Annotated in this window: 1 protein-coding gene; it reads right to left on the bottom strand. The window is 35.3% G+C overall.

Annotated elements, in window-relative coordinates; genetic code table 11:
- Nucleotides 1-55: 55 nt before the first annotated feature.
- A partial coding sequence (locus ACTYA4_RS22250) for a transposase (protein ID WP_445505882.1) occupies nt 56-388 on the bottom strand: 333 nt, incomplete at its 5' end.

The raw sequence follows: 388 nt of genomic DNA, 5'->3' as shown, positions 1-388 counted from the left end.
ATCCATTTGGAAATTTATTTACAATTAGACTTGTGCAACGACGACAATTTACTTATTAAGGAATGGCTTTTCCTTCAATTTTTCGAAGCCAAATATGCGCTGGTTTCCACAGTGCAGCCCTTAAATAACGGCTAATCTGTAAGGTCTTTCGCTTACTTTTTGTCTCGATCTGAACGAGAACATGTAGGCAAAAAACGATTAATGCTATAAATACTTGATTTTGAATCGCCCATTCGCTTTGACCATAGAACTTTTTTATGCTGAGATGTTGTTTAATCCATTTGAAAAACAGCTCAATTGCCCAGCGAGATTTATACATCTCTGATATTTCTTCGGCGTTCAAATCAAAACGATTTGTAATTAAATGAAGTTCATGCCCTTTTGAATC

Source organism: Niallia yueguangensis, from assembly GCF_052663115.1.
Note: the sequence above shows the minus strand (reverse complement) of the source record. Positions and strands in the feature narration are given on the sequence as shown.